Annotated in this window: 18 protein-coding genes, 1 tRNA gene and 1 pseudogene; 10 read left to right on the forward strand and 10 right to left on the reverse strand. The window is 69.2% G+C overall.

What is annotated here, in order from left to right:
• Nucleotides 1–7 precede the first annotated feature (7 nt).
• Both ITP53_RS15780 and ITP53_RS15785 read left to right on the forward strand, forming a co-directional pair.
• A complete protein-coding gene (locus ITP53_RS15780) occupies nucleotides 8–619 on the forward strand; it encodes a TetR/AcrR family transcriptional regulator (protein ID WP_195896138.1) in 612 nt (203 codons plus the stop codon).
• A gap of 199 nt (nucleotides 620–818) precedes the next feature.
• Complete coding sequence (locus ITP53_RS15785) at nucleotides 819–3,023, forward strand: exo-alpha-sialidase (RefSeq protein WP_195896139.1); 2,205 nt, start codon at nucleotides 819–821, stop codon at nucleotides 3,021–3,023.
• Nucleotides 3,024–3,128: 105 nt separating this feature from the next.
• On the opposite strand, the gene ITP53_RS15790 is transcribed toward ITP53_RS15785, so the two are convergent.
• Together ITP53_RS15790 and ITP53_RS15795 are read right to left on the reverse strand one after the other, a co-directional pair.
• Nucleotides 3,129–3,935 carry an endonuclease/exonuclease/phosphatase family protein gene (locus ITP53_RS15790; RefSeq protein ID WP_195896140.1) on the reverse strand — a complete coding sequence of 269 codons (807 nt, stop codon included), beginning with the start codon at nucleotides 3,933–3,935 and terminating at the stop codon, nucleotides 3,129–3,131.
• 474 nt (nucleotides 3,936–4,409) lie between these two features.
• Nucleotides 4,410–4,997: a class I SAM-dependent methyltransferase gene (locus ITP53_RS15795; RefSeq protein WP_195896141.1), complete on the reverse strand. Its 588-nt coding sequence runs from the start codon at nucleotides 4,995–4,997 to the stop codon at nucleotides 4,410–4,412.
• A 118-nt stretch (nucleotides 4,998–5,115) separates the two neighbouring features.
• Between ITP53_RS15795 and ITP53_RS15800 the strand changes: the two genes are divergently transcribed.
• The gene (locus ITP53_RS15800) at nucleotides 5,116–5,526 is read left to right on the forward strand and encodes a MarR family winged helix-turn-helix transcriptional regulator (protein ID WP_195896142.1); all 411 of its coding nucleotides are present in this window, start codon (nucleotides 5,116–5,118) and stop codon (nucleotides 5,524–5,526) included.
• Nucleotides 5,527–5,798: 272 nt separating this feature from the next.
• On the opposite strand, the gene ITP53_RS15805 is transcribed toward ITP53_RS15800, so the two are convergent.
• The gene (locus ITP53_RS15805) at nucleotides 5,799–8,207 is read right to left on the reverse strand and encodes a glycoside hydrolase family 95 protein (protein ID WP_195896143.1); all 2,409 of its coding nucleotides are present in this window, start codon (nucleotides 8,205–8,207) and stop codon (nucleotides 5,799–5,801) included.
• A gap of 44 nt (nucleotides 8,208–8,251) precedes the next feature.
• Nucleotides 8,252–10,138 (reverse strand): glycoside hydrolase family 97 protein, encoded by a 1,887-nt coding sequence (locus ITP53_RS15810; protein WP_195896144.1) that lies wholly within the window; start codon nucleotides 10,136–10,138, stop codon nucleotides 8,252–8,254.
• A 64-nt stretch (nucleotides 10,139–10,202) separates the two neighbouring features.
• Between ITP53_RS15810 and ITP53_RS15815 the strand changes: the two genes are divergently transcribed.
• The 4 genes and pseudogenes from ITP53_RS15815 to ITP53_RS15830 all read left to right on the forward strand — a co-directional run.
• Nucleotides 10,203–10,391, forward strand: a complete 189-nt coding sequence (locus ITP53_RS15815) for a hypothetical protein (RefSeq protein WP_195896145.1) — start codon at nucleotides 10,203–10,205, stop codon at nucleotides 10,389–10,391.
• Between the two features lie 215 nt (nucleotides 10,392–10,606).
• Complete coding sequence (locus ITP53_RS15820; protein ID WP_195896146.1) at nucleotides 10,607–11,191, forward strand: hypothetical protein; 585 nt, start codon at nucleotides 10,607–10,609, stop codon at nucleotides 11,189–11,191.
• Between the two features lie 5 nt (nucleotides 11,192–11,196).
• Nucleotides 11,197–11,874, forward strand: coding sequence for a fibronectin type III domain-containing protein (locus tag ITP53_RS15825; protein ID WP_195896147.1), 678 nt, complete (start codon nucleotides 11,197–11,199; stop codon nucleotides 11,872–11,874).
• 186 nt (nucleotides 11,875–12,060) lie between these two features.
• Nucleotides 12,061–12,292: pseudogene (locus tag ITP53_RS15830) on the forward strand (IS5/IS1182 family transposase); the annotation flags it as partial.
• Nucleotides 12,293–12,609: 317 nt separating this feature from the next.
• Here ITP53_RS15830 and ITP53_RS15835 read toward each other — a convergent pair.
• From ITP53_RS15835 to ITP53_RS15860, 6 genes are all read right to left on the reverse strand, one after another.
• Complete coding sequence (locus ITP53_RS15835; RefSeq protein ID WP_195896149.1) at nucleotides 12,610–14,553, reverse strand: carbohydrate-binding protein; 1,944 nt, start codon at nucleotides 14,551–14,553, stop codon at nucleotides 12,610–12,612.
• A 70-nt stretch (nucleotides 14,554–14,623) separates the two neighbouring features.
• On the reverse strand, nucleotides 14,624–15,616 hold the full coding sequence (locus tag ITP53_RS15840) for a LacI family DNA-binding transcriptional regulator (protein ID WP_195896150.1): 993 nt from the start codon (nucleotides 15,614–15,616) through the stop codon (nucleotides 14,624–14,626).
• Nucleotides 15,613–17,349 (reverse strand): glycoside hydrolase family 36 protein, encoded by a 1,737-nt coding sequence (locus ITP53_RS15845; RefSeq protein WP_195896151.1) that lies wholly within the window; start codon nucleotides 17,347–17,349, stop codon nucleotides 15,613–15,615. The genes ITP53_RS15840 and ITP53_RS15845 overlap by 4 nt, the downstream gene beginning before the upstream one ends.
• Entirely contained in the window at nucleotides 17,346–18,158 is an 813-nt protein-coding gene (locus ITP53_RS15850; protein ID WP_195896152.1) for a carbohydrate ABC transporter permease, read from the reverse strand. The genes ITP53_RS15845 and ITP53_RS15850 overlap by 4 nt, the downstream gene beginning before the upstream one ends.
• Nucleotides 18,155–19,075, reverse strand: a complete 921-nt coding sequence (locus ITP53_RS15855) for a carbohydrate ABC transporter permease (protein ID WP_195896153.1) — start codon at nucleotides 19,073–19,075, stop codon at nucleotides 18,155–18,157. Before ITP53_RS15855 ends, ITP53_RS15850 begins: the two co-directional genes overlap by 4 nt.
• On the reverse strand, nucleotides 19,072–20,355 hold the full coding sequence (locus ITP53_RS15860; RefSeq protein WP_207756006.1) for an ABC transporter substrate-binding protein: 1,284 nt from the start codon (nucleotides 20,353–20,355) through the stop codon (nucleotides 19,072–19,074). Before ITP53_RS15860 ends, ITP53_RS15855 begins: the two co-directional genes overlap by 4 nt.
• Before the next feature lie 268 nt (nucleotides 20,356–20,623).
• On the opposite strand from ITP53_RS15860, the gene ITP53_RS15865 reads away from it, so the two are divergent.
• The 3 genes from ITP53_RS15865 to ITP53_RS15875 all read left to right on the forward strand — a co-directional run bounded on the left by ITP53_RS15865 (nucleotide 20,624) and on the right by ITP53_RS15875 (nucleotide 24,817).
• Nucleotides 20,624–22,564 carry an endo-alpha-N-acetylgalactosaminidase family protein gene (locus ITP53_RS15865; RefSeq protein WP_195896155.1) on the forward strand — a complete coding sequence of 647 codons (1,941 nt, stop codon included), beginning with the start codon at nucleotides 20,624–20,626 and terminating at the stop codon, nucleotides 22,562–22,564.
• Between the two features lie 2 nt (nucleotides 22,565–22,566).
• Nucleotides 22,567–24,552, forward strand: a complete 1,986-nt coding sequence (locus ITP53_RS15870; protein WP_195896156.1) for an NPCBM/NEW2 domain-containing protein — start codon at nucleotides 22,567–22,569, stop codon at nucleotides 24,550–24,552.
• 194 nt (nucleotides 24,553–24,746) lie between these two features.
• A tRNA-Arg gene (locus ITP53_RS15875) sits at nucleotides 24,747–24,817 on the forward strand.
• The last annotated feature ends 530 nt before the right edge of the window (nucleotides 24,818–25,347 follow it).

The raw sequence follows: 25,347 nt of genomic DNA on the forward strand, positions 1-25,347 counted from the left end.
TGGTGTCATGGAGACCCACGGACGTCGAGTGGCAGGGGCGGCGCTCCTGCGCGAGCGTGTCACCGAAGTGATCACAGCGGCAGTTCTCGACGAGCTCGCCGACACCGGATACGCCCGCATGTCGATGGAGGCGGTCGCCCGGCGGGCCGGCGTCGGCAAGGCCGCCCTCTATCGCCGCTGGCCATCCAAGGAGGTCATGGTCCAGCAGATCGTGGACACCCTCGCGGGGAACGCCGTCCCCATCCCCGACACCGGGAACCTGCGCGAAGACGTCAGCGGCTACGTCGCACACGCCGCCGCGCTCAGGAACGACCTGCGCACCACCCGCATCATCGCCGATCTCAGCGCGGAAGCCATCCGCAATCCGCAGCTCGCACAGTCCTTCTCCGCCGCGCTACGCGAACCCCGCCGCGCCGCAGGCACCACAATGCTGCACCACGCGATGGAACGCGGAGAGTTGCCCGCCGATCTCGACACCGACCTGGCCTTGGACTGCTTGGTCGCGCTCACCCACGCGCGCCCGCAAACCCTGACGGCTTCCGGAGAACTCGCCGCCCCATACAGCCACGACCGGCTCGTGGAGGTCATCCTCGTCGCGCTGGCAGCCTGCCGCCGATAAGACCGTTCATGTACGTTCACGACGACACGGTGAGCGAGGTGGTCATGACCACTCCGCCCCGGGTGCTCATCATTGCGGGTGCTGGGCCGGCGGGGATCGCGGGACGCGGTCCTCACCCCTTACTTGGCGAACGGAGAGCGAACGGGTGAAAAGAATGATCCAAGGAAGAAGCCGGTTACATCGCGCCGCCTTCCGCGGAATGGTCACGGTGCTGATGGTCGCGGCGTTATCGGTGTCGGCGGCGCCGTTCACCGCGGTGGCCGCCAGGATCCCCGGTGGGCACGTGGAGGTGTTCGCCAACGGGGAGCGGGAGGCCGGCGCCGCGGCCGCGTACGTCTGCTTCCGAGCCCCCACCGTGGTGAAGGCCGGTGATGGAGGTCTGCTGGCCTTCGCTGGGGCGCACCTCGAGACATGCGGCGACTCCGGCCCTGGCGACATCGTGCTGAAGCGGTCTTCCGACGGTGGCAGGACCTGGGGCGCGCTGCGGGTGCTCGCCAGACACAGCGCGACGCCGCGGGTGTTCGCGCACAACCCCGTGCCGATCGTGGACACGACGACAGACCCGCAGCGGGTCGTGCTGCTGTACACCGAGAACCATGACCGGGTCTATGTCCGTACGAGCGATGACCACGGCGCCACGTGGGGCGAGCGGAAGGCGATCACCAGGGACATCTGGAAGCCCGCTTGGGGCGCCTGGCAGCCGGGGATGGAGGAATCCCCGGGACAGGTCGGTACGGGCCCCGCGCACGGCATCCAGCTCACCAGGGGTGACTACGCCGGCCGCCTGGTGGCGGGCGTGACGGTTCGTCTCGCCCCAGGGATCTACCGGGAGTCCCCGCTCGGTGGAGCGCTGATCTACAGCGACGACCACGGCGCCACGTGGCAGGCGGGTGCGTCCTCGCATGGTGCCGAGCCCGCGATCGGAGCGCAGGAGCTCAGCCTTTTCGAGCGGAGTGACGGCAGCGTGTTCGTGGTGGCACGCAACGAGGAGGGCACCGCGGAGACGGTGGACAGGGCGGCGTACGCGGTCTCTCGTGACCAGGGCGAGACGTTCGAGGTCGACTTCTCGTTGCTACCGCCGCTGGGGCTGCCCGCCAGGGGCGTGCAAGCGTCGGCCCTGGCACTCAGGGCCAAGGACCGCGACGGCTACGACCGGGCGCTGCTGGCCGCTCCGGCAGGCTCCGAGCGGGTGAACCTCACCATCCGTTCCTCCTTCGACGGAGGCCGCACCTGGCAGGCGCCCCAGGACGGAGCCCTGGTGCGGGACGGCATCTCCGCGTACTCAGACATGATCGACTTAGGCGGCGGAAAGTACGGCATCATCTACGAGGGCGGAATCGACGATCAGCACGAGTTCGTCAGGTTCGCCACCTTCACCGAGGCCGACCTCGACATGCCGGACAACCCGACCAGCCTGACGGCCGACCAGTACACCGGCGCGCTGGCCACCACGACCCCGAATCAGCTACACCTGTTCGCCCCGACACCCGATGGCGGCCTCGGCCACTGGTTCGAGGAGGCCGACGGCACGGTCAAGCGCGGGACCTGGGGCACGGCCGTCGCCGGTGAAACGGTCGCCTACGTCGCCGGCGCCCAGCAGCACGCCCTGGTGCGCGGCACTGATGGGAGCCTGCGGCACCGCTTCTGGGACGCGGGCCGCGGCGGGTTGATTCAGGAGACCTGGCTCCCCTCCGGCACCGTGTCAGGGGCGCCCGCGGCCATCACGAGGCCCGGCCAGCAGCACGCCTTCGTCCGTACGCCGGACGGCCGGTTGCTGCATACCTGGTGGGACTCCGGTACGAACTCTCGCAGGGAACAGACCTGGGCGGCGGCGGGCACCCTGGCCGGTGATCCGGTCGCGGTGGTCTTCGGCGACCAGCAGCATGTCTGGGCCACGGGAACCGATGGCCGGCTGCACCACTGGTGGTGGACCAAGGGGCCTGGCATCCGGCATGAGATCTGGACGGGGACCGCGCACGGCACCCCGGCGGCGTTCGTGCACCGCGGTCAGCTTCACGTGTTCGCCGCCGACGCGCAGCGCCTGCTGTCGCACTGGTGGTGGGACTCCGGCACCCAGGTGGTCAGGCAGCAGACGTGGGACAGCCCGGTCCCGCTGGGCGGACGCCCTTCCGCGTTCGTGTACGGCTCCCAGCAGCACGTCTTCGCCCGTACGACCGGCGACACCCTGGCGCACTGGTGGTGGGATCCCGCCTATGACGAGCCCCGTCACGCCGTGTGGTCCGGGGCGCTGCGCTCCGATCCGGTGACGAAGGCGGCCGGTGAAGCGCAGCACGTCTTCGGGGCGTCCGCCGACGGAGGGGTCACCCACTGGTGGTGGGACCGTACCGATGGGGTCCAGCGGGAGGACTGGGGCGGCCAGATCGCCTCCACCCCGCGCTGGTGACCTGACACCATGGTCACTCGGCAGGGCGGAGCCGTACGGGTCCGCCTCCGCGGAAGGCCATGGGGCGGGTGGTCCGTGGGCCGGCGCCCCGGACCACCCGTCAGGTCACTTCGGCAACCCGGCGCGGACCACGAGCGCGTCGTGGTCGGTGTACGTGGCCGGCTCGAGTTCCAGAGTCGGAGCCGCGAGGTTCCCGTAGACGTGCTGGATGCCGGGAGCCTGGGTGGCGGCCGCGTCGGTCAGCGTCCACTGGCCCTCCGGGGCGCACGAGGAGCGGCGGTTGACGTCACCGGCGAAGATGGCCGGCCGGCCACGGGAGGCGAGCAGCCGGGCGAGCTCGGCGCACTGGATCGAGTTGGTGGTGCCTGGGGCCTCGCCGTCGGTGGACAGGTGGCTGGTGCACACGTCCACGCCGCGGGCGGTCGTCGCACAGAGCCAGCGTCGCTGCTCCGTTCCGCTGAACACGGAGTACGGCGCGTCCTCTGACGCGCGGATCGCCTCCTTGGTCAGCACGGCGTTGCCGAACTCGCCTCGCCCGTCCGGCGTCTTGCAGGCCAGCGGGGCGCCGTTGTAGATCACCGTGGCGAACCGGTAGTGGTAGCCGGTGCGCTCGGCGATCTCGGCCACGTCGCCGCTGCACGCTTCGTTGAGGGTGACCGCGTTGACGTCGTTCGCCTGGATGCGCTCCACGACCTCGTCAACGATCTTCGGGTACTGGGTCCGGGCGTAGCAGCCGGCGTAACCGCTGGAACAGACGTTCATCTGGAGCAGCGAGTACGGCGGACGCGCCTCCTGCGACGGTGCCCGCGTCATGGTGGAGGCCCCGGCAACGCCGGAGGACGACAGCAGACCGGCGGCCGTCAGGCAGCCGATCACGAGGGTACGCAGAGGTGTCAGGGAGATTGAGATCACCGCGCAATTGTGCTGGCGCGATCGTCGAACCCGACAGGGTGCTCGAAAGAAGTTCACCGCTCTCTCACGCAGCCGTCACCCCCCGCAGCAAGAGGCGGCCCCGCCTCCTTCCGGCTTCCGGTGGAGTGCGGGGCGCCTCAAGCTCATGCAGGGATCCATCGGCCATCACGGGCTGCATGCCGAGAGTTTCCGGTAGCCCGCGTACAGCGTGCCGCTGGCGTTGAGGCTGACGGTCTGGCCGACCGGCTGTGGCGTGCCGCACACTGGCGAGCACGTTCACGAACGCCCTGAAGGGCCCGATGGGCAGCTGAGTTACCGGCTGGCCGGCGAGTGCCCTCTGGCGTGGATCGGTGAGGGCCTGCGTGAGGTGGCTCGTCCCGGGCAGCCCGCTGACGGCAGACCAGCACGGGTGAGGGGGATAGATGGGTGCGGATGAACGGCCACATCTCGGCAAGCCGGTGAGCGGGTGGCCCGTCAGTCGCGCTGAGCGAGGGGCTGCTTTCGTTCATGCGGCCTGGCAGTGAGTCGGCCGATGAGGGCGCTGATGCCGTCGCGGCGCAGAGTGTACTCGGGGAACGCGGCCCGCAGGGCGGTCTCGGCGCGGCGCTGAAAGAACCGGAACTCGTAGATCCACACCTGTCCGGTCGCGCGCAGCACCCTGCGCAGTTCGCGTGCCCCCGCGGCGCGGTCGGCCCAGTGGTGCAGGCTCATGGTGGCGATGACCAGGTCGAAGCTGTCGTCCGGGTACGGCAGGCGGGCGACGTCGGCGCAGGTGAAACGGATCTCGCTGGCTGGTCCGGCCGCCTGCCTGGCGTGCGCGATCATCTCGGGCGACAGGTCAGCGCCTTCGATGCTCAGGTCGGGACGGCGGCGGGCGAGTTGGATGGGCACCTGGCCGGGTCCGGTGCCCACGTCCAGGACCCGTGAACCGGTCGGCAGTCCGGCGCCCGCGACGTCGGCCGCGGCGCGCGTGTACAGGGATCGGAAGCCCAGCAGCCGGTTCATCCGGTCGTAGAGGGCGGGCTGGTGGAAGAGTCCGAAGTGGTGGGCGTGCTCGCTCATGACGCTCCCCTATAGTTGCTTGATACAACTCTCTTGGAGGAAGGATAGGGCCGGACAGTTGCATGACACAACTCAAGCGGGCGGATTTCCACACGACGATCTCCGCCAGCTTTTCCGCATGCTCGTACGGCTGGGCCGGGTCCTGGAGCCCGGCGCCCACGAAGGGCTGCGGGTCTCCTTCTCCGAGCTGTGCGCCCTCGGCGAGCTGGACGAGGCCGGCACACTGTCCCAGCAGGACCTGGCCGCCCGGCTGGGGCTGGAAAAGAGCACCGTCAGCCGCCTGGCCGCGGGGCTGGAGAACAAGGGCTGGATCGGGCGCGACCGCGACCCCGCCAACCGCCGCTACCACCGCCTGACCCTCACTCCGGCGGGACGGGCCGCGACCGAGCAGATCGGCCGCACCTTCAGCGACACGCACGCCACGCTGTTCGACGCGCTCACCCCCGCCGAACGCGCCGGACTCGACCTAGGCCTGACCGGCCTCATCCGCGCCCTGCACACCCATGCGAAGGACCCCGGTCACTCCTGAGCGGCATCAGGGCGGCGTGGGTCGAGGTGTCGATCCGCGGCGAACTAATTGCGAAGATCTTCGCCGACCAGTACAAGGAGACGATGATCTCGGACTTTGCCATCGACCCGTGACACGTCAGGCCACGCTACGCATCCGGTGCGCCACCGCTGCCGTGCATGCTCTCTCTGGTTGGGTTGTACCCGCGCCGCCGGCGGCTGGCCCGGATCGAGGTTCGCCGGGACGCCGCCTATCGCGAGGTGTGGCGGCGCCCCAAGCGGCCGGTGGGGGCTTCAGGTGATCCGGTAGTTCTCATCTGCCTTGGCGGAGAACGTCAGGGTGTCGCCGTCGACGCGGTGGGTGACGGGGCGTCCGCGGCCGTCGATGACGCGGGCCCCGTCGCGGAACGTGTCGTTGCGCAACCTGACCGTGCCGCGCTCGTCCGGGGTCAGCCCCACCTCGGACAGTCGGCCGGACCGCCACACCAGGTCGAGCGTGCAGGCACCGCGGGCGCGCAGACCTTCCACCCGGCCGTCCGGCCAGGCACCGGGCAGGGCGGGCAGCAGGTCGATCACGCCGAGGTGGCTCTGCAGCAGCAGCTCGGTCATGCCCGACGTGGCGCCGAAGTTGCCGTCGATCTGAAACGGCGGGTGCGTGTCCCAGAGGTTGGCCAGCGTGCTGGTCGTGAGCTGGTCGGCCAGCAGTTTGTGTGCGCGGTCGCCGTCGAGCAGCCGGGCCCAGAAGTTGATCTTCCAGGCTTTGCTCCAGCCGGTGCCAACGTCGGTGCGGGCGTTGAGCGACACCTTGGCCGCCTCGGCCAACTCCGGCGTGGTGCGCGGCGAGATCTGCCGCCCGGGATGCACCGAGAACAGGTGGGAGACGTGCCGGTGGGTCTCGGCCGGGTCGTCGATGTCCTCCTTCCACTCCTGGAGCTGCCCCCAGTCGCCGACGCGTAGCCCGGGGTCGAGCCGGTCCAGGACGGCCGCGGCCGCACCGGCCTCCTTCCGGTCGCCGAGCAGGGTGGCGGCCTCGCGCAGGTCGGTGAACAGGTGCCAGAGGATCTGCTGCGACATCGACGCGCCCGCGGTGGCCGGGCCGAGCTCGGGTGAGCGGCTGGGCACGGCGACGAGCGTGCCGTCACGAGGATCGGCCTCCAGGAAGTCGCGCCAGAACCGCGCGGTCTCCTTCATGATCGGGTACGCGGTCCGCTTCAGGAAGCCCTTGTCGAGGGTGAAGCGGTAGTGGTCGTAGAGCTGGTCGGCCAGCCAGGCGCCCGACTCCGGGAAGAAGTAGGCGGGATGGTCCCATGCCCCGGTCTGGCCGAAGATGTTGGAGGCGTGGTGGGCGACCCAGCCGCCCGTGTCGTACATCTGCCTGGCGGTGACCCTGCCGGGCTCGCGCAGCCGGTCGACGTAGGTGTGGAGAGGCTCGGCCAGCTCAGCCAGGTTGGTCATCTCGGCCGGCCAGTAGTTCATCTGCAAGTTGATGTTGAGGTGGTAGTCCGACTGCCAGGGCGGGGCCTCCAGGACATTCCAGACGCCCTGGAGGTTGGCGGGCAGTGATCCGGGGCGGGAGGAGGCTATCAGCAGGTAGCGTCCGTACTGGTAGAAGAGTTGCTCCAGGGCCCGGTCGGCGCCCGCGTCGCCGGTCCCGTACGCGGCGAGCAGGTCGTCGGTGGGGACCGAGGGCATGACGCCGCCGAGGTCCAGCCTGACCCGGCCGAACAGCTCGCGGTGGTCGGCCTGGTGCGCGGCCAGCAGCTTCGCGTAGCCCTTGGCGGCGGCCGCGTCAACGCGGTCGGTGAGCCGGGCGTGCGGGTCCTTGCCCTTGTACGTGGGGTAGTCGTGAGCGTAGTCGGTGCCGGTGCCGAGAATGAGGACGGCCGAGTCGGCGCCGGACACCGTGACGGTCCCGTCGGGGTTGTCCGTCCTGGTACCGCCCTGGTTGAGGATCTGGAGCTGGGCCTCGTACGCCATGCCGTTGTTCGAGAGGTTGCCCTTGACGGTGAGCCGGCCGCCCTCGGCGGTGGCGGTGGCCGAGCGGTTGGCCGGTACGGCGATTCGGGCCGTGAAGCCGACGCCGCCGGGGCGGTCGGCGCCGAGCCTGGCCACGGTCACGCCCGCGGGGGCAGAGGCGAAGTAATCTCGGGTGTGGCGCACGTCCCCAGCCCTGAAGGACACGCTCGCCACGCCGCGTGTGACGTCCAGCTCCCTGCGGTAGTCGGCCGCCCGTTCCGGCAGGTCGGGGAAGGCGAGACGCACGTCGCCGAAGCTCTGGTACGCGCCGAACCGGCGGTGGCGCGGCGTGTCGGACTTCAGGCCCAGGGCGGCCAGGACGTCCTCGGCAGGGATGCCGCCCTCCTTCCAGATCCGCTCCCTGACGCCCTCCAGTGCACCCGGCCGGGGGGCGTCCCAGTTGCCGAAGGCGTAGTCGGGCACCCCCGGGCCGCCCGTCCACAGGGTCTTGTCGTTGAACTGCAACCGCTCGGCCGCGACACCACCGAACACGGTGGCGCCCATGGCGCCGTTGCCGATCGGCAACGACCGGGTCTCCCAGCCCTCGTCCGTGTCGGGCGCCGGCTCGTCGTACCACAGCGTGTACGGCTCACCCGGCTCAGCCGCGACAGCGGGAATGTCGGGGGCCACGGCGAGCGCCGCGCCGAGGAGCATGATGATCGAGCCTGCCAGTAACCGTCGGTTCATTTCGATGCACCTATACATGTATCGGCAGTGAGGAGGTCGGAGGTTTACCGGTCGCACGTCGTGATCCCTGGACGCCAGCGGCAGGCGATCGCCGCGTACCCGCCCTCGGCGGGCACCGGCACCGAGAGCCGACCGCGGGGTCCGTCGACCAGGTGGCGCTCGCGTACCAGTCCGGTCGGACCGTCGCGTACCACCTCGACCAGCCACCGGCCCCGCAGCATGGTCAACGGGACGTCGAGCGTGCGCGCCGCGCCGGACACTCCGGCGCCCACGAACCACCGGTCGCCGTCGCGCCTGGTCAGCACCACCTGGTCGCCCGGGCGTCCGGACAGCAGCCGCGTCTCGTCCCAGGCGGCCGGCACCTGTTCGAGGAAGCGTTCCGCCTCCGGCCTGGCCCGGTAGGACTCCACGGTGCCCGCCAGGTCCTGCAGCCCAGACTCGTACGTCACCGCCAAGCCCAGCTCGTGTGCGTCGGAGGTGGGCCGGCCCTCCCGGTGGAACGCCATCGGCGTGTAGTCCATGGAGCCGACGATGTTCCTGGTGAAGGGCAGGGTGGTCAGATGCTGCGTGGTGAGGGTGCGCTTCTCACCGCCGTGCACGCCCTCCATGGTCAGAACGTGCGGCCAGGTGCGCTGGATGCCCTTCGGGATGGTCGAGCCGTGGAAGTTGACCATCAGCCGGTTCTCGGCGGTGGCGGGGAGGATCTCGTCGTACCATTGCAGCCGTTCCTGCGACTCCGCGTCCATGAAATCGATCTTGACGCCGCGCACACCCCACCGGTGCAGGGTGGGCAGCCACCGGGCGCGCTCCTCAGCCGTGTCCAAGTCGCGGAAGTGGACCCAGACCATGATCTCGACGCCCTTGCCGCGCGCGTACTCGACGAGTCGGGGGATCCAGCTCGTGGTCGGCCAGTCCGGGTCGGTGACGTCCCACTGGTCCTTCAGGAAGTACCACCCCGCGTCCACCTTCACGTACGGCCAGCCGCGGGCCGCGGCGTAGTCCACGAACTCCTTCTGCCTGTCCAGGCTCTGCCCGGCCTCCCTGCCGCCCGCGAGCCAGGTCCACAGCACAGGGCCGGGGTCGATCCAGGAGGTGTCGCGGACCTTCGAGTCCTGGGCGAGGTCGTCCACGAGCGTCGACTCGGTGACCGTGGCCAGGTCCCCCGCGATCATCACCCGCCACGGTGTGGCCAGCGGCCCGGAGACCTGGACTCGCTCGTCCCACAGCAGCAGGCGGTAGTCGCCGGTGCCCCGCTCGTGCGCCAGCCTGGGACCCGAATAGCGGCCGTCCAGGTCGGACTCGGCGATCAGGAGGTAGCCGCCGCCGGTCTCGAACAGCGCGGGCACCATGTACTCGGCCGTGGGCGCGCTCGCGGCTGAGTGCCGCTCGAACGGGTTCTCGTAGTCGCGGCGGTGGCGCGCCAGCCAGGCTGCCGCGTCCTGCTCGACGGTGAACGCAGAGGTCTCGCGCAGCACGGCGCCGTAGTCCTCGGGCAGCCGGTAGCGGTAGGCCACGCCGTCTTTTGAGACCCTGACGATCAGCTCCAGCCGGGCGCCCGCGGCGTTCGTGAAGGAGAGAGTGGTCTCCCGCATCACGGAGCTCCGCTCCAGGCGCTTGCCCGCCGCAGTGGTGTAGCGCTCGGTCACCGCGCGGTCGCGGCGCTGCGAGAAGTGCAGTTTATGTGACAGGTCGGCTTGTTCCGTGACGATGCCGACCGGGCTTGGGGCCAGCACCTGGGCGCCGCGACGGCTCACCGCGAGCGTGAGGGCGCCGTTTCCGGCATCGAGGACGAGCTCCGCCGCGGGGCCGCCGGGGAAGCCGGAGATCTTCCAGCTTCCCGCGGCGGCCTGCGCGGGCAGGGCCGGGAGGGCTGGGATGCAGAGGACCAGGAGCAGTAAGGCGCTCAGTCGGATCACGGCAGCGGTCGGCATGAGACGCTCCTGCAGGGCCACATACATCGGATGTGTTTCCGGATCGTAACCCGCAAATTTCCGAATGACCAGTGTCCACATCGGATCTCATGCGGCGCTTGTGCTCAACATCGGCGCCGTGGAGACCGACCACCACCTGGTCGGGGTGCGCGTGGACACGTGCGTGTTCATGAACGTCGTCGGTCCGGACAAGATCGCGTTCACCGACGGGTTGAGCCGGCGGAAGGTCCTCGTGAGCGGGGCGGAGCAATAATGCGGCTCATTTGATCAACGCCCCCCTGCTGTTCGCTGTGTGAGTGCTGCGCCAGTGCCTGCGCGGGCCGCTGTGGAGTCAAGGTCTCTGCAGGCATCCGATGAATACGGCCCATGGGTCCGTCTCTACGGGCAATTTCACTGCCTCTCTTGACGCGTCGTGAAGGGAATGATCCTATGAATATCAATAGGAAAGTTTCCTAAACAGGAGGACGGATGCGATTACTTCCAGCAGGTGCGGCGGCCATCGGGCTGCTCGTGCCGGCGCTGCCCGCCTCGGCCGATCCCGTGGAATCCGGCCCGTGGACGTCGTACTCGCCGTCGTTCGACGTGCAGGAGCGCGGCTGCGGCGACGTCAGCGACCTGACGTTCAGGCTGACCTGCTCCACCGGCAGCGGTGACCAGCGGGCCGAGCGGCGCTACGCCACTTACTCCAGCGGCACCCGTCAGTTCGAGGGCTACTTCAAGATCAGCAGCTTGGCGGGCTCCCGCATCAGCCTGAAGCAGACGTTCAAGACGACGGGCCCGTTCTTCATGCTCGCCGTCGAGCGCGGCGGCCGGCTGTACGCCGTACACGGCGGCACCACGATCGCCACCGGTGCGACGGTCGGCACCACGGTCCGGGTCAACACCGTGCACGTGGTCGGCAGCACGCACCGGACCTACATCAACGGCTCGCTGAAGCATACCGTCGCCAGCGAGAGCGGCAGTTTCTACGACAAGTTCGGCGCCTACCGGACCGACAGCGGCCAGGGGCCCGCCACGGTCCAGTGGAGCGGCATCCGGTTCTGGCGGAAGTAGGTGCGATGCGGGCTCTGGTGGCGTTCCTCCTGGTCCTGACGGGCGCCTGCGCGGCTCCTCACCAGCAGGAGCCGGTACGTCTGTCGGCCGACCTCGTCTCACCGACCGACGTCACGTTGCGCTGGGACGGCCGCGATCCGGCCGCCGCCGGGCACGTGATCGAGTTCGCCACCGAGCCCGGGGGCCCGTACACGATCCTGGGCTTCCTCCCGCTGGAGCAGACCTCCTACACCCACCCCGATCTCATCCCGCACACGACCTTCCACTACCGTCTGCGGCCCTACTATGGCCAGGCCTCCGCGCCGGTGGACGTGACGCTCGGCGGCGGACCGTACCCGGAGCAGGAGCCCGACTGGTCACAGCCGCGCACGATCCCGGGCGGGCCGCGGGGCACGCTGCCCACCGGGAGCGGCGAGGCGGCGCCGGCCGACCTGAAGGTGAGCATCGCGCAGGCCGACGGCGTCGCCTTCAGCTGGACCGACCGCACGGGCGACGAGGAGGGCTTCCTCCTGGAGAACCGGCCGGCGGGCCGGCCGGACTTCCACGTGGTCGCCGCCCTCGACCCCGACATCAACGCCGTTGGCCTGATCACCCTGCCCGAAGAGCGGCACGCCGCCTACCGCGTACGCGCCTTCCGCTACGGGCCACCGTCGAACGTCGTCAACAGGACAACGGGCGAATGAGTCGTCCCATCTTTGGGCGTCGCGCATCGCGACCCTCGAAGAACTCATACCCGACCAGTGATCGGATGTCATCCGCCCGAAGGCAGTAACAACAGGCCATGCGAATTCACGCGGATGACCTTCAGGAGCGCGCAAGTACAGCACGCGGCTTGACTCAGAAGACCGCAGCTCACTCAGAGCCAGAATCTGCACGATGAACGCCGCCGACGCGGCACCCGCCGTGGCCGCCGCGTGCTTGGCTGCTTCGCCCAGGCCCTTTATTTTGCGCTGGTTCTGCGACGGCACCCGCCTCAGGCAACTGGCCACCGACCACGGCAACGGCCGCAAGACCGCCTACCGCTATCTCCACGAGGGCGATGTGCTCGCCGCACAAGCGCCCGACCTGCACCAAGCCCTGGACACAGCCAGGAACGCGGGCCTGACAGAAGCTGTCGAGGTGGTCGCAGGCGATCTCACCGACGCCGGCACCCCGGACCGGGCCTTCGACGGCGTGACCGCCGCACCTGATCAACTTTGGCGGTGAGTACCGGCCGCTGCGTAACGGGCAGCAGGTGGTGGACCTCGCCGTGGCCGACGCCTGGAGTCGGCGAGGCGGACCTGGTGGAGATCCTGCTCCGGATGTACGGCACGCCCAGTGACTTCGCCACGACCGTGACCGGCGTCGTGGTGGAGGTCACCGGCCGCCCGCCGCGTACATTCGCGCAGTGGGCGGCCGAGCACGCCGATCGTTGCCGGTCAGCGGGCGACCTGGACCGTGGCGGTCTGACCGGCGCGCACGGGCACCACGGCGACCGTGTAGGTCACGCCGTCGATCACCTTGCGCAGGCCGGGGGCGCGGTGGCCGTTGAGCTCCAGCCACCGGTGCTCGCCAGGGAACCGAGCCTCCCAGAAGCGCAGCCCGCCCGACCCGTTGGTGAAGACCGAGGATGTCTGCCCGTCGTGCCGTACCGTCACGGTGCCGTCGCCGACGGGCACGTCGGCGACCTGCAGCCAGGCGATGTCGGCGGGCAGCCGTGACTGGGTGGCGACGGTCCGCCTCGGCGCGTCGGGCTGGATGCCCATGAGCCCCTCGACAGTCTGGCTGACCAGTGTGAACGGCACCTCCGGGTAGTCGCCGTTGAGCCCCTGGCGGCTGTTGGCGTGGTTGGTCTCGCGCTGGTCGTAGACGTGCCGCATCCACTTCCACGCGGTCTCGTTGCGGTTGTGCCTGAAGAACGTGTCGGGCAGGTACGTGATCGCCTCGATGTTGCGCGGACGCCCGGCCCCCGTCGCCTCGGCGTCTATGAAGTCGAGGTAGGCGTCGTTGCGCGGTCCCGCGTCGATGATGCCCTTCATCGGCATGAACCAGCTGTTCTCCTTGCCGAAGCCGGTCAGCGGCGTGCCGTCGACCGTGTAGGCCCGGACGAACTCGCCGGTGCCTGGTTTCACGCTCCAAGTCTGGTTGAAGTAGCTCTTCAGGTCGCGAGCCTGCTTGGCCGCCCGCAGCGACGTCTTCATGTCGTGCTTGTCGCGAGCGAGATCGGCCAGGGCCAGGTACGCCTGGTACTGTGCGCCGATGGCGTCGCCCGCCTCGGCCAGCGGTTCGCCGCTGACCTCGTTGTAGCTGGCCGCGCCCTGGAAGATGCCCTTGCCCGTGCCCTCGGCGACCTTGACGGAGCCGTTGGGGATCTGACCGTCGTGCAGGGTGACGAAGTCGTTCGTAGCGCGCTGGTAGTAGTTCCAGAACACCGGGTCGTCGAGGTAAGCGCGGTCACCGGTCCACCTGAACGCCTGGTCGGCCTTCTCCACGAGCTCGAACGTGGCGGGCACCTCGCGGACGAAGTTGGTCGGCGAGCGGTAGTCGATGGTCAGGTAGGTCGTGGCATCGAAGTTCAGCGCCCAGACCGGGTAGAACTTGTGCTCCTCGGTCGCCGAGGCGGCGAAGGAGCGCAGCATGTTCTTGTTCTCCTGATCCAGTCCCAGGATGTGCGCCCCGGCCAGTTGATGGGCGAAGTCGCGCGAGTAGTAGCCGGTGCGGTGGGCGTATCCAGCCCAATAGGAGGAGGCGTAGACGCCCTCACCGGTGCCCGCCGGATTCCGCTCGTCCACGTTGAGCAGGCCCGGGACGCCGTCCTGGTGCGCCCAGCCGCCCGCCTTGGCCTTGGCCCAGTCGAACAGCTCGACGATCTGGGCGTTGGACGAGGTGACGCGCGGGTCGGCTTTGGCTCCCGGCGAGACCATCACGTCGTCGGCGTTGACCCAGCCGGCGCCGGAGCCGAAGACGATCTCAAGGCGGTCGCCCTCACCCAGCTCCACGTTGGAGTGGGTATACCTGCTGTACGTAGAGCGGGAGGGCAGGGTGATCGTGCCCGCGTCGGTGCCGTTGCGCCGGATGGTGAAGGTGCCGCCCGTGCCGCCGGTGGCGATCCAGGCCGAGATCGTGTAGCGGCCGGCCGCGGGGGCGGTGATCGCCTGGCTGACGCTCTTGCCTTCGCCGGAGTCGAGGTAGATGAGCTTGGCGCCGCCATGCGGCTTGTTGGTGGCCACGCCCGTGCCGGCGGTGAACCTCCAGCCCTCGGCGTCCAGCTCGAACCCGGGGTTGACGACGACCAGCGGCCCGACGGCGGCTCGCGCTGGGGTCAGGGCCGTGGCAGCCAGCAGCGAGGAACTGATGAGGACGGGTAATGTCTTCCACTTCATAAAATTCTCCCGATGATAGGATGATCTATCCGGCCACAAAGAGATGAAATATCGGGACTAGCGGCGAAGCTCAGCGCGGCGGCGGCGCCGTGGACCCCCGTACCACCAGCTCTGGGCTGAACAGCAACTCGCCCTTGGGTACCTCGCGGTTGCCCACCAGCGCGATGACACTGCGCGCCACCTCCTTGGCCAGCCGGTCGAGCGGCTGGCGCACGGTGGTCAGCGGCGGATCCACGAACTCCATGATCATCGATCCGTCATGCCCCACGATGGAGACGTCGCCGGGCACGGTGAGCCCCGCCCTGCGCACCGCCCTGATCGCGCCGAGCGCCATGAAGTCGCTGGCCGCCACCACCGCGGTCGCGTCGTGCCGGAGCAACTCGGCGGTCGCGGACTGGCCGCCCTCGATCGTGTAGTGCTGCCTGACCACCAGCGAGCCGGTGTCGGTCACGCCCCTGCGCGCCATCGCGGCCCTGAACCCCTTGGCCCGCCGGTCCGCAGGCCGGTTGCCCGCGGGCCCCGAGGCCAGCCCGATCCTGCGGTGGCCCAGCGACCAGAGGTGGTCGACGGCCAGTTCGGCCGACAGGTGGTCGTCGGTGGACAACACCGGCATGTCGTGCCCCTCGAACCCGCCGTTGACCCCGACGAACGGGATCCGGCGCGCGGCCAGCACGTTGTAGGTCGCGGGATCGGCGTCGTCGAGCGTGTTGCTGGCCGACAGGAACACCACCGCAGCCACGCCGTGCTCGGCGAGCGCGGTCACGAACTCGCGCTCCTGGATGCCGCCCTGGAGCGCCGGGCAGAGCACGCCCTTGAGGCCGTGGGGCGCCAGCGCGGCCTCGATGAGCTCGGCCACGTCGGCGAAGAACGGGTTGGACAACCACGGCGTGATCACCGCGACGAGGTGGCCGCGGGTGGAGCGCTCGTAGCCGAGCTCGGCCATGGCACGCTCCACGGCGTCGCGGGTCTTGGCCGACACCCCGGCGCGCCGGTTGACGACCCGGCTGACCGTGGCCTCGCTCACCTCGGCCCTGGCCGCTACCTCTGTGATGCCGATCTTCACTGCGCAACCTCCAGCTCGGCCAGCCCCGACGGCGGAACGCCCAGCACGCACAAACCGGGCCCCAGCCGCCGGTCCGACGGCTCGATCCTAGATCCGTCCGCGCGGAAAACCCGCTCCACGCTGACTCTCGCGCCGCCGACCTCCAGCACGAGCCGGTCCGACGCGGTGCCGTTGGCGACGGTCACCTTCCGGTACCGGGCGTCGATCGGGACCACGCGGTCGGCGGTCACGCTGATCACGCACTCCTCGCCGAGCGCGGCGCGTACTACGGGGTAGAGCTCGTCCGGGCGGCCGGGCTCCACCTCGCCGTCCAGCAGCACCGCCCGCAACTTGCGCCAGCGTGCCAACCAGAACGCCACCATGCGCCGGTGCTCGCCGGACAACTCGCCCAGCCGCGCCGAGATCTGCGGCACCGAGTGCAGCGCGCCGATCAGCTGCCTGGCAGCGGTGCGCGCGGGAGCCCCCGGATCCCACATGAGCATGTCGGCGTGTACGGCCCCGGCCACGGCCAGGAATCCGATGTCGATGGTCCGCACGCGGTTGGCGACCGCGTCGGCCGGGCAGTCGGTGGCGCGCAACATGTTGCCGAAGGGCGTCATGCCCGGCCCCACGTACGGCTGGCGGAACTCGATCAGCGCACCCGGCCGAATCGCCTCGATCTCCGCGATGAGTTCGGCCAGCAGCGCCCGCATGGCCGTGCCCACGTCGGCGATGTCCCCAGGCGAGGGCGTGCCCGCGTGGACCATCGCCTGGTCCAGGAAGTCGATCTTCAGCCCGTCGAGCCCGTAGTCGCTGACGAGTCTGGCGCAGGTCGCCACCACGTGTGCCCGCACCTGCGGGATCCGCGGATCGAGCACGTGCGCGCCGGGCACGGCACACGCCTCCGAGGCGTACGCGGACAGGGCGGGGAAACATTCGGCCTCCCGGCCGAGCAACAACGGGGCCACCCAGACGACGTACTCAAGCCCCATGTCCCGAACTCGGGCGACATGCCCAGCAAAATCAGGAAATTTCGATGCATCGGGTCGCCAGTCCCCTACGCCCTGGTAGCCGCGGCCGTTGCCCAACTCCTGCCAGCCATCGTCCAGGATGATCGTCCCGCACCCGAGCCCGGCCGCCAGCGCCGCCTCCGCCTCCACGGCGGACGCCTCGACCGCCTGACTGAAGCCGTACCAGGTGGAGTAGACCGGCACTCGCGCACCCTCCGGCGCTCCCGGCCCCTCCACCAGCGCGCCGCGCAGCGCGCGCATCGCGCTCGCGACGCTCGGCGAGGTGCGGGCGAAGGCCATCCGGTACGGCGAGCCACCCGCGGGCACACGCAGGTGCGCCACGAAGGTCTTGTTCTCCTCGGAGACGCCGTACCGCATGGTTGTCTCGGGCACCGGGTCCAGCGCGGCGAAGGCCATCATGGAGGCGCCGCTGCTGTCGTACAGGCAGGCGGCCACCGCGCCGCTCACCAGCGAGACGCTCGCCAGCCCCGCCCAGTCGGCGACGATCGTGCGGGTCCACTGGGCGTCAGGGTGCCAGAAGCCGGCCGCGTCGCCGAGCGGGATCGACAACCTGATCTCCAGCTCCCCGGTGGAGTGGATCTCCAGGAGCTCGGTGCCGCCGGGCTGGGCGGTCAGCTCCCAGCCGACGGTGGCGCCGGGGGTGTGCGTCAGGACGGCCAGCCGTACATCGTCGAGCAGGTGCTCGGTGGGCGCGGGCGCGAGCCCGGCGGTCGTGACGCTCACTCTTTCACAGCTCCCGCGAGAAGTCCGGAGACGAAATGTCGTTGCAGCAGAAGGAACAGGATCGCCATCGGGATGGCGGCGACGGCCGTGCCCGCGAGGATCGCGCCGTAGTCGGTGTCGTTGGCGCCCTGCAGGGAGGCGATGGCCAGCGGGATCGTGTAGGCGTCACGCGTGCGCAGCGCGATGAGCGGCCAGACGAAGTCGTTCCACTGGTAGAGGAAGAGGTAGATGCCGAGCGCCGCGAGCGCCGGCCGCATCGGCGGCAGCACCACGCGCCAGAACAGCCGCAACTCGCCGCAACCGTCCACGCGCCCGGCCGACAGCAGCTCGTCGGGGAGCGCGGACATCGACTGCCGCATCAGGAAGATCCCGAACGGCAGCGCCAGGTTCGGCAGCACGATCGCCTGGTAGGTGTTGAGCCAGTCGAGCGCCAGCATCATCTTGAACAGCGGCACCAGCGTCACCTGGCTCGGGATGACCAGGCCCAGCATCAGCAGCCCGAACATCAACTCCTTGCCGCGGAAGGTGTATTTCGCGAAGCCGTACCCGGCCATCGTGCACACCAGCCCGGCGAGCAGCGTGTAGATCGTGGCGATCAGCGTGGAGTTGAGCACGACCCTGCCGAAGCCGACGGCCGACTCAAGCGAGGCCAGGTTGTCCGCCAGGTGCCCGCCGGGCAACAGCGGCGGCGGGCTGCCGAACACCTCGGCCGTGCTGTGCGTGCTGGCGACGACCAGCCAGTAGAACGGCGCCAGCACCACGGTGACCATGATCAGCAGCGACGAGGTGAGCATCACCCGGCGGGTCATGACCGGTCCCCCAGGAAGCGGAACTGCACGATGCCGAGAATCCCGATGATCACGGCGAGGGCGTAGCCGATGGCCGAGGCGTAGCCGAAGTCGAAGAACTTGAAGCCGTTGTTGTACAGGTACAGGCCAAGGGTCATCGTGCTGTTGTCGGGGCCGCCGTTGGTCATGACGTACGGCTCGTCGAAGAGTTGCAGCGTGCCGATCGTGGACATGACCAGCGTGAGCAGGATGACGGGGCGCAGTCCTGGCAGCGTGACGTGCCTGAAGCGGTTCCAGGCGCCGGCACCGTCCACGGCGGCGGCGTCGTAGTGGTCCTGGGGCAGCGCCTGCAGCCTCGACAGGTAGATCACCGCGTTGTAGCCCGTGTAGTGCCAGGTCAGGGCGAGCCCGATGGCGATGCGGGCCCACAGCGTGTCGGTCAGCCACGGGACCGGGGCTGCGCCGGCCAGCCCGAGCACCCAGTTGACCAGGCCGAACTGCGGATTCAGCAACACCGCGAAGAGCAGTCCGTACGCGACCAGACCGGTGACCATGGGCATGAAGAACCCGAGCCTGAAGAAGCCCCTGAACCTCAGCAGTGGGGAGTTGAGCGCCACCGCCAGCCCGATCGCCAGCGCCAGCATGACCGGCACCTGGACCAGCAGGATGACCGCGGTGTTGCGCAGCGCGGTCCAGAACAGCGGGTCGCCGGCCAGGCGCTGGTAGTTCGCCGCCCCGGCGAAGGTCTGCAGCGCGCCGTCGGTCCTGAACAGGCTCAGCCAGAACGACCAGCCGATCGGATACAGTTTGAAGATCGCGAACAGGGCCACCGCGGGGAACACGAACAGGTAGGGGGCGAGCCTCCTGCCCGCCCACCTCGGGGAAGGCGGGCCCGTGTGCGCCGGGGCCGCGGCGACCCGCTCGGTGACGGCGGTCATCGCAGAACCTTGCGGCCCGTCTGCTGGGCGATGAGGTCGGCGGCCTCCTTGAGCACCGCGGCCGGGTCGGCGCCCTTGAGCAGCACCTTGGTCTGGGCGTCTGTGACGGCCTTGAGCGCTCTTGGGTAGTCGGCGGAGTAGTTGGTCACGTAGGAGGGGCTCTTGAGCGCGTCGAGGAAGATCTCGCCCTTCTTCTGGCCGCTGAAGAAGTCGGATGCCTCGTGGAAGATCGGGTCGTCGTATGTCGACATGAGGGCGGGCGCGATGCCCTTGCCCTTGTAGATGGCGACCTGGCTCTCCGGCCGGGTGAGCACGTACTCGGCGAACGCGTAGGCCGCCTCCCTGACCTTGCTGGTGCCCGCCACGGCCAGGTGTGTGGAGTTGACGGTGGCCGACACCTTGCCGCCCGCGGTGACGGCGGGCGGGAGCCGTACCTTCCACTTGCCCTTCTGGTCGGGCGCGCTCTCCTCGATGATGCCGCCGAACCAGGTGGGCATGGACTGGACCGCCACCGAGCCCTTCTTGATCGTGCTGATCATCGTGTTCCAGCCACCCGACATGTCGGCGACCAGGCCGGCGTCATTGAGCTTCTTGATGATCGTCATGGCGGTGACCGCCTGCGGCGTGTCGAGCGTGACGTTGCCCTGCATGTCGAAGTAGAAGCTGTCCTGGAGCTGGATCAGCATCTGGAAGAGGTTCGCGGAGTCGGCCTGCGAGGCCGGCTTGTCGATGGCGAGCAGCTGCACGCCGGTCTTCTCCTTGAGCTCGATCCCGGCCTCGATGACCTCGTCCCAGGTCTGCAGCGCCTCGACGTCGACCCCGGCCTTCTCGAACAGATCGGCCCGGTAGTAGAAGCCGGCCGAGTTCGCTTCCCAGGGCAACGCGTAGACCTTGCCGTCCCTGCTGACGGTCTCCCACATGCCCTGGGCGAACTTGGCCTTGTGCTGGTCGGCGCCGAGAGGCACCAGGTCGGTCAGGCCGCCGGGGAACTTCTCGATGTAGGCGGGCAGGTAGTCGACGCCGATGTGCAGGACGTCGCCGAGCCCCTGGCCGCCGGCAGCCATCCCAGTGGTGATCTTGTCCCAGATGGCCGGGTTGCCGATGTCCTGGACATCGACCTTGATGCCGGGGTACGCCTGCTGGAAGCCGGGCACGAGCTCCTTCATCATCGCGGCCGGCCCCTGCCAGCTCCACACGGTGACGTTCCCGGTCGCGGCGGTGCCGGTCGGTCCTGACGGAGCCGGGGCCGCGGCAGTGCCGCCCCCTCCACAGGCGGACATCGCGGCTCCACCAGCTGCCAGTGCACTGAGCCGGAGGAATCGGCGTCGGTCGAGATTGGCCATGGTCGGGCTCCTGGGGGATGCGGAGGTTGGCCTGATGCCGCGAGACGTTACATCCGCGTTTCCCGCACTTGCAACATTTCAGCGAAAACTTTCAGCTCAGTACCGGAAGTTTGGTGTAAGTCATTGACACGCCGGTGTTACCTGGCTGAAATGTGAACAAATCCAACAGAGGTCCTCAAAAGTCCTCAACCCCCGAGGAGTTGTGGTGGGACGTGTTCGAACTCGTTGCCTCCTGGCCGTCGCCCTGCTTACCGTGCCCCTGGCCGGCCTGCCCGCCGCGGCCGACACGGCGCCGATCGGCGTCACGCTCTCTGCGGAGACCACCGCGCTGCCACTCGACGGCACCACCGCGCTGAAAGTGGAGGGCAGGAACGCCGATGGCAGCCCGGCCGACCTGACCGGCGCGGAGATCACCGTCACCAGTGCCGCCCCCGCCATGGCCACGCCGGTCATGGAGGGCGCGAAGGGCACGGTGCGGGCCGGCACGGCGGGCCCTGGCCCGGTGACGCTGACCGTCACGGTCCAGGTCGGCAGCGCCACGACCAGCGACGACCTCCAGCTGACGATCCTGCCCGAGCCCGCCCGGCCGTACGTGCACGACTACGCCCAGACACTGACCATGAAGATGTTCATGGCAGACAACAAGGGCAAGGTGTCGCTGACGTTCGAGCAGGCCCTGGAGGTCATCCGCAAGGTGGACCACCTCACGCGCGGCATCCCCAAGATCTTCTATCTGGTCGGCTGGCAGTACGACGGGCACGACACCGGCTATCCGGCGTTCGACGTGGTCAATCCCAAGCTCAAGCGGGCCCAGGACGCGACGGCCGCCGACAGCCTCAAGTGGCTGATCGCCGAGGCGCGCAAGTACAGCACCACGGTCAGCTTCCACGTGAACCTGCTGGACGCGAGCGACAAGAGCCCGATGTGGCAGGAGTACCTGGACAAGGACGTCATCGCGCGCAACGCCGACGGCTCCCTGCGCACCTACGTCTGGGGCTACCCGATCAGCTACACCCGCGAATGGGCGGCCGGGCTCACCACCAGGCGCATCGACCAGCTGTTCGACCTGGTCGACCTGTCGTCGATCGGCACTCTGCACGTCGACGCCTTCCATCAGTACATCCCCGGCTACGGCACCGAGATGATCAGCCCGTACCACGATGTGACCACGGACCAGGAGATCGAGACCCAGAAGAAGATCATCAGGTATTTCCGCGACCGGGGCGTGGACGTCACCTCCGAGTTCACCTACAGCTACCGCAAGGACCCACTGCTCGGCCTGCAGCCCATGGCCTGGCACCTGCGCGACGTGGACCCGATGAAGATCCCGGCGACCCTGCACATCGGGGGCGGCGGCGGTGACGCTCGGTTCGGCGTCAGCATGCAGGGCGAGTCGAAGATCAAGGCCGATTCAGTGACGATGAAGGGTTTCCTGGACGAGTTCGCCACCTCCACGCTGCCCTGGTACTACCTCAACCGGCTGCGGCGGATCTCCGACTCCGGCGGGGTCGTGACCTTCTCCGGCGGCGTGACCAGCCGCAACGTCGAGGGCGGCGTCCGCATCGAGCAGGGTGACGTGCTCCTGCGCGACGGCGCGGACGTGTTCATGCCCGCGTTGTGGCGCGAGCACCGCGAGATCGTCGCCTACAGCCGCAACGGGTACACCTCGCGCACCTGGCGGCTGCCCGCCGACTGGAAGCGCGTGGCGCTGGTGGACGTCTACCGAGTCGGGCTCGACGGCCTGACCAGGGTGGCGAAGAACCGGCCGGTCCTGGGCGGCAAGATCGAGCTCAGCCTGCCCGCGGGCACGGCGTACAGCATCGTCCCGCACGGCACCGACGTCAGCCCTGCGGACACGGGGCAGCCGCACATGTTCGACGCCGTGTTGCCGCGGCCCGGCGCGGCCGGCGTGCGGCCAGGACACGTGGCATTCGCTTGGGCGCCCTCACGCAACGCCACCGAGTACCGCCTGCAGGTCGCCAAGGATCCCGCCTTCACCACCGTCGTCGCCGAGCGCACCGGGCCCGGCGTGGTGACCGGGCTCGAACCGGGCACCCGCTACTACTGGCGGGTCGAGGCCCGCAACGCCAAGGGAGCCATCACGATCAACGGCGCCCCGCTCACCTTCGAGACGGCGGAGGGGTGACCATGCGCAGAATCCTACTGGCCGCCGCGCTGCTCGCGGCCCTGCTCCCGCTGGGCACCGCCGCCCCCTCGTGGGCGGCCTTGAATGCTGCCGCCCCCTCGTGGGCGGCGCGGGCGGAGGCGGCCTTCGCCAAGCTGCCGCTCGCGCCGACGCCGCCGATGGGCTGGAGCAGCTGGAACAAGTTCCGCTGCAACATCACCGAGGACCTCATCAAGCAGACCGCCGACGCGATGATCACGTCCGGCATGAAGGACGCCGGTTACGTCTACGTCAACATCGACGACTGCTGGATGGCCGCCACGCGGGACGCGAACGGCGATTTCCAGCCCGACCCGGTCCGCTTCCCCGGCGGCATCAAGGCGCTGGCCGACTACGTGCACGCCCGCGGCCTCAAGCTCGGCATCTACTCCTCCGCGGGCACCAAGACCTGCCAGGGCCGCCCCGCCAGCCTCGGTCACGAGCAGGCGGACGCGCGGAAGTTCGCCGAGTGGGAGGTCGACCTGCTCAAGTACGACAACTGTAACGACGCGGGCGTCCCGGCCATCGAGCGCTTCACGACGATGGCCGAGGCTCTGGCCGCCACCGGGCGCCCGATCGTCTACTCCATCTGCGAATGGGGCGCCAACAAGCCGTGGGAGTGGGCGGGCGCCCTCGGGCACTACTGGCGTACGACCGGGGACATCGCCGACCGCTGGGGCAGCATGGTCGCCATCGTCGACCAGCAGGCCGGGCTGGAGAAGTTCTCCGGGCCGAACGCCTGGAACGACCCCGACATGCTGGAGGTCGGCAACGGCGGCATGACCGAGACCGAGTACCGCTCCCACCTGAGCCTGTGGGCCTTGCTCAACGCGCCGCTGATCGCTGGCAACGATGTGCGCACGATGAGCGCCACCACCAAGGACATGCTCACCAACCCCGAGATCATCGCGATCGACCAGGACTGGGCAGGAATACAGGGACACAAGATCTCCGACAACGGTGATCTGGAGGTGTGGGCCAAGCCGCTGTCGGGCGGCGGCGCGGCCGTCGTGTTGTTCAACCGCGGGCCGGTCGGTGCCGAGGTCGCCACCACGGCCGCCGACCTCGGGCTGAAGGCCTGGACCGGTTACCGGGTGAGGGACGTCTGGGCCGGTGCGGACACGTACACGCTGGGCAAGGTGCGCGCGTCCGTGCCAGCGCATGGCTCCAGGATGTTCGTCGTCAAGCCGGGGCTGCCGGGCAAGGTGCCGCCCGCCGTGGCCGCCGACGTGCGTACGGACACCGAGGGGTTCGTCAGAGGCGGGCAGACGTTCACCGCGACCGTGCGGTTCAGCGTGGACGGGCTGCCACCGGTGCGGGACGCCGAGGTGACGCTGGCCGTACCCGAGGGGTGGTCGGTCAGGGCGACGGGACGCACGCGGGCGCCTGTCGTGGTGCCGGGCAGGCCGTTCTCGGCCGCCTTCGAGGTGACCGTGCCCGAGACCGCGGGCAAGGGCGTCTTCGGGCTGACCGCCCAGGTGACCGCGCATGGTGGGCGGCAGCTCACCGGCTACGGCAGTGTCGCGATTGCCCAGGCGCCGCAGGGCGACCAGTGGCTGAGCGACCTCGACGCGCTCACGGCCGACGTCGGCTTCGGCACGATGGGCCGGGACGTGAACGTGAGCGGCAAGCCCATCAAGATCGCCGGAGTGGCCTATGCCAAGGGCCTGGCGCCACACGCTGCGTCGGAGGTCAGATACTTCCTCGACCGCCGGTGTACCAGGTTCACCGCGGAGGTCGGCGTCGACGACGGCACCAACCGGCGCGGCTCGGTCACCTTCCAGGTGCTCGGCGACGAGCGGAGGGAACTGGCCGCGACCGGTGTGATCAGGGGTGGCGAACCCGCGATCCTGATCGACGTCGACGTCACCGATGTCCTGGTCCTCACGCTGGTGACCGGGATCGGGCCGGACAACAACAACAGCGACCACTCGATCTGGGGATCACCCAGGATCGTGTGCGCCGGTTAGTGAGAACACGAGGGCCTGGCCCGCGTCCGCCGGACGCGGGCCAGGCACCGGTGGCGATGGACCGTAGGCCATGGGCTCCGGCGCCGCGTCCGTGAGTGGCTTACGGCGTGGGCGAGGGGGACAGGCCCGCCTTGACGGAGCGGCTGAGCTCGTCAGCGATGATCTCCGTCGCTCCCGAGGCGAGCCCGTCCAGAGCGGCCGCGGCGACCGTGGCCGGGTCGGACTTCTAATCCGACGGTCGCAGGTTCGAATCCTGCAGGGCGCGCTTTGATCATGTTCTGACCTGCGGTGATGCGGGATCGGATGCGTTCTAGAATTTCCGTCTGGCGTTCGCGTGCTCCATACGTGCTCGCGCGCACCAACCTGTAGGGCGTCGAAACTCGTGTGCGTGGGTTGAGCTGGGGTTTCGCCAGTTGAGCTAGGCGGCTCGGCGGTACTCGTTGATTACTCCTCCGAGTACCTTGTGGCGTTCGATCCGGCCTTCCATCGACACCACCGCATGCTCATCGTGATCGGGTGGACGCTGTCCACGAGCCTGATGCGGCCGATGCGCGTTGTAGCTGCGCCATGAGGCGCTCTGTTGTATCCCCGGTTCAGCCGGGAGGGACTCGGAGGGAGGTTCCTGGGCCTGATGGCTTACCTGGATCCGAAAGGTGAAGGGGACAAGGGCATGCCAGGAAATCGGCGGTCGTGTTCAGGTGTCAGAAGCGGCGCGTCGAGGGGCCCGTGTGATATGGCGAAAGCTTGATTGCCTGAACCCTAATCTCCAGACGACGAAAGGGCACGTCCGCCGGA

It is taken from the genome of Nonomuraea cypriaca (genome assembly GCF_015645445.1).
GTDB classification, from domain to species: Bacteria; Actinomycetota; Actinomycetes; order Streptosporangiales; family Streptosporangiaceae; genus Nonomuraea; species Nonomuraea cypriaca.

Bases quoted from the DNA above. Each gene is read 5' to 3' on its own strand.
- ITP53_RS15780 (WP_195896138.1), top strand. From the start codon at position 8: ATGGAGACCCACGGACGTCGAGTGGCAGGGGCGGCGCTCCTGCGCGAG.
- ITP53_RS15785 (WP_195896139.1), top strand. From the start codon at position 819: ATGGTCACGGTGCTGATGGTCGCGGCGTTATCGGTGTCGGCGGCGCCG.
- ITP53_RS15795 (WP_195896141.1), bottom strand. From the start codon at position 4,997: ATGAGCGAGCACGCCCACCACTTCGGACTCTTCCACCAGCCCGCCCTC.
- ITP53_RS15800 (WP_195896142.1), top strand. From the start codon at position 5,116: ATGCTCGTACGGCTGGGCCGGGTCCTGGAGCCCGGCGCCCACGAAGGG.
- ITP53_RS15805 (WP_195896143.1), bottom strand. From the start codon at position 8,207: ATGAACCGACGGTTACTGGCAGGCTCGATCATCATGCTCCTCGGCGCG.
- ITP53_RS15810 (WP_195896144.1), bottom strand. From the start codon at position 10,138: ATGCCGACCGCTGCCGTGATCCGACTGAGCGCCTTACTGCTCCTGGTC.
- ITP53_RS15815 (WP_195896145.1), top strand. From the start codon at position 10,203: ATGACCAGTGTCCACATCGGATCTCATGCGGCGCTTGTGCTCAACATC.
- ITP53_RS15820 (WP_195896146.1), top strand. From the start codon at position 10,607: ATGCGATTACTTCCAGCAGGTGCGGCGGCCATCGGGCTGCTCGTGCCG.
- ITP53_RS15825 (WP_195896147.1), top strand. From the start codon at position 11,197: ATGCGGGCTCTGGTGGCGTTCCTCCTGGTCCTGACGGGCGCCTGCGCG.
- ITP53_RS15835 (WP_195896149.1), bottom strand. From the start codon at position 14,553: ATGAAGTGGAAGACATTACCCGTCCTCATCAGTTCCTCGCTGCTGGCT.
- ITP53_RS15850 (WP_195896152.1), bottom strand. From the start codon at position 18,158: ATGACCCGCCGGGTGATGCTCACCTCGTCGCTGCTGATCATGGTCACC.
- ITP53_RS15855 (WP_195896153.1), bottom strand. From the start codon at position 19,075: ATGACCGCCGTCACCGAGCGGGTCGCCGCGGCCCCGGCGCACACGGGC.
- ITP53_RS15860 (WP_207756006.1), bottom strand. From the start codon at position 20,355: ATGTCCGCCTGTGGAGGGGGCGGCACTGCCGCGGCCCCGGCTCCGTCA.
- ITP53_RS15870 (WP_195896156.1), top strand. From the start codon at position 22,567: ATGCGCAGAATCCTACTGGCCGCCGCGCTGCTCGCGGCCCTGCTCCCG.